This is a genomic window from Komagataeibacter kakiaceti JCM 25156 (assembly GCF_000613305.1).
On sequence record NZ_BAIO01000312.1, the window covers coordinates 1 to 2,809 of the forward strand.

At 62.1% G+C, this 2,809-nt stretch carries 3 protein-coding genes; 1 reads left to right on the top strand and 2 read right to left on the bottom strand.

The features are described 5' to 3' along the window. Positions 1-580 (top strand): MATE family efflux transporter (locus tag JCM25156_RS12890; RefSeq protein ID WP_025813394.1); only part of this gene is annotated, 580 nt, incomplete at its 5' end. A 26-nt stretch (positions 581-606) separates the two neighbouring features. Here the strand turns inward: JCM25156_RS12890 and JCM25156_RS12895 are convergent. Together JCM25156_RS12895 and serA are read right to left on the bottom strand one after the other, a co-directional pair. After that, a complete protein-coding gene (locus tag JCM25156_RS12895) occupies positions 607-1,113 on the bottom strand; it encodes a hypothetical protein (protein ID WP_025813395.1) in 507 nt (168 codons plus the stop codon). A 274-nt stretch (positions 1,114-1,387) separates the two neighbouring features. Next, a complete protein-coding gene (serA, locus tag JCM25156_RS12900) occupies positions 1,388-2,653 on the bottom strand; it encodes a phosphoglycerate dehydrogenase (protein WP_025813396.1) in 1,266 nt (421 codons plus the stop codon). Positions 2,654-2,809: the final 156 nt, after the last annotated feature.

Consider the following 2,809-nt stretch of genomic DNA (forward strand, 5'->3'; position numbering starts at 1 on the left):
ACAGCCTGGAGGCCGCGCGCTTGGCGACAGCGCGCTGGCGGCATTCCAGATCATGCTGGGCATGGGGATGCAGTGCTTCGTGCTGTACCTGGCGCTGGGACAGGCCTGCAACATCCGCATCGGTTACTGGACGGGGCGGGGCGATCCCGCCATGGTCCGCCGCACCGCGGGCGCGGGCATGGTGCTGGGCATCCTGCTGGCATGCGTGGCCACGATGGTGCTGGCGCTGGGGCGTCATTCCATCATTGGCTTCTATCTCGACATGGCGCTGCCCGATAACAGCACGGCGATACACATGGCGCTGGGGCTTATGCTGGTGGGTGCTGCGTTCCAGATCCCCGATGCGATACAGGTCGTGGCCACCGGCATCCTGCGCGGGCAGGGAGATACGGCCATTCCGATGGTGCTGGCCGTTATCGGCTACTGGGGCGTGGGATTTCCCACCGGGGTGTACCTGGCGTTCCACCGCGCCATGGGGCCATCAGGGCTATGGTTTGGCATCGGGGTCGGGCTGGTCTCGGTCTTCATCCTGCATGGCGCGCGGATCATATGGCGCATGCGCCATCATACCGCGCTGTAGCCGGGCGGCGGTATTCCTTCCCGATATTACAGGCGGTTATGCATTTCCTCGCGGATGGTGTTGCATTTCTTGGTAAACACGCCCGCCTGTGACGCGGTCATGAAATTGATCAGGAACGCCCCGAGCAGCGAGCAGAAGGACAGGATGATCAGAAACCGCCCCATAAGGGAGATTTCGCCGCTGTAATGCTCGGCGGAGTACCACAGCAGCCCCAGGCTCAGCACCGCGCCGATAACGCCAAGCACGCCGGTCGAGCGGATGAGAGACTCTTCTTCCCGGATGAAGGTGGAAGATTCCTGCCATAGCATGAACAGTTTACGATCCATTTCCTGCACGGCCGCCGCATAGGCCTCGGCTTCATCGGGGTGCTGGTGTTCAGTGCCACCCCGATGCAGTTCGAGTTCCTGCCGGGCCTTGGCGAAAACGCGCCTGCGTTCCTTGATCGCTGGCAGGCTGATATCGACAAAGCTGAGAATGGCGACATTCAGACCCGCCGAAAGCTGGATCACCGCCTGGAAATCACCCCAGATCACAGGTTGCCCCCGTGAAGGCCCACATCACCACACACTGTAGAAAACCCTGCCAAATTAACCATTTCCGCACTGCATGCCGGTGCGTGGCGTGCCATGAAACATAACGGCACGCCTGCTTCCAGACCTAGCATGAAGCGCCATGGATGGCCATGTTCCCACGCCCGCGCAGCATCCGGCGGAACGCAGGGCAAAAAAAGGGGGCATGCCCACCGACACGCCCCCTTTTTCCTACGCCATGCGGAAAACCGCTCGGTGGCTGTTTGAAAACAGCCGCTTAGACCTGCTTGTAGAGCAGGCGGGCGCGCAGCGTGCCCTTGAGTTCGCGCAGGCGGTCGAGGATGCGGTTATCCTTTTCCACATCGCGGCCGGTATCGGCCTCGACCACCACGTAACCCAGTTCACCCGCCGTCTGGAGGTACTGGGCAGTGATGTTGCAGGACTCACTGGAGAAGATTTCGTTGATCTGGAGCATGATGCCCGGCACGTTCCTGTGCACATGCATGAAGCGCGTGCCGTGCGGGTTTTCGGGCAACTGCACGGTGGGGAAGTTCACGGCACCCAGCGTGGAGCCGATATCGGAATACTCCACCAGCTTGCGCGCCACTTCCACGCCGATGCGCTCCTGCGCCTCCGCAGTGGAGCCACCGATATGCGGGCTCAGGATGACGTTATCCAGCCCACGCAGCGGGGTTTCCAGCGCCTCACCCGCCTGCTTCGGTTCCTTGGGGAACACGTCGATCGCGGCACCCAGCAGGTGGCCGTCCTTGATCGCCGCCGCCAGCGCATCGAGATCCACCACGTTGCCACGCGCGTTGTTGATGAGGAAGGAACCCTTCTTCATCGCGCGGATCTGGGCTTCCCCGATCATGCCCTTGGTCTCGGGCGTCTGGGGCACATGCAGGCTGACCACGTCGCTCTGGGCCAGCAGGTGCTCCAGCGTATCGACCGGCGTGGCGTTGCCATGCACCAGCTTGTCGATCACATCGTAATAGTACACGCGCATGCCAAAGGCTTCCGCCAGCACGGAAAGCTGTGAGCCGATGGAGCCATACCCCACGATGCCCAGCGTCTTGCCGCGCACTTCCCAGCTATTGGTGGCGGATTTCTTCCACACGCCCGCGTGGCATTCCTCGGATTTGGGGAAGATGCGGCGCATCAGCATCACGATCTCGCCCATGACCAGTTCGGCCACGGAGCGCGTGTTACTGTACGGCGCGTTGAACACGGGAATGCCCGCCTCGCGCGCGGCGCCCAGGTCAACCTGGTTGGTACCGATGCAGAAGCAGCCGATGGCAATCAGGCGGTCGGCCTTCTCGATCACCTCACGCGTCAGCTGCGTGCGTGAACGGATGCCCACGATATGCACGCCTTCCAGCGCCTTCTGCAGGGCTTCGCCTTCCAGCGCCGTTTTCAGGCGTATGACGTTCTCGTACCCGTTTTCCCTGAGCAGGTTGACGGCGCTGTCATGAATGCCTTCAAGCAGCAGGATACGGATCTTGTCCTTGGGAAGGGAAAGGTGGCCGTTGGAATGACTGGTCATATCGTACGCTCCCGCTCTGTACGGTCAAGGTGGCTCGTCCCTATCCGATCGCCCACGCCATCGCTAGAGAAAATGTGAATACGCATTTACCCCGCGAGACCGGGCGCGGCAAGCAGGCGCTCACGCGGGGCAGAAGGCCCGCGTCGCCCAGCGCCA

Excerpts from the sequence above, each read along its gene's own strand:
- serA (WP_025813396.1), bottom strand. The coding sequence starts at position 2,653 with ATGACCAGTCATTCCAACGGCCACCTTTCCCTTCCCAAGGACAAGATC.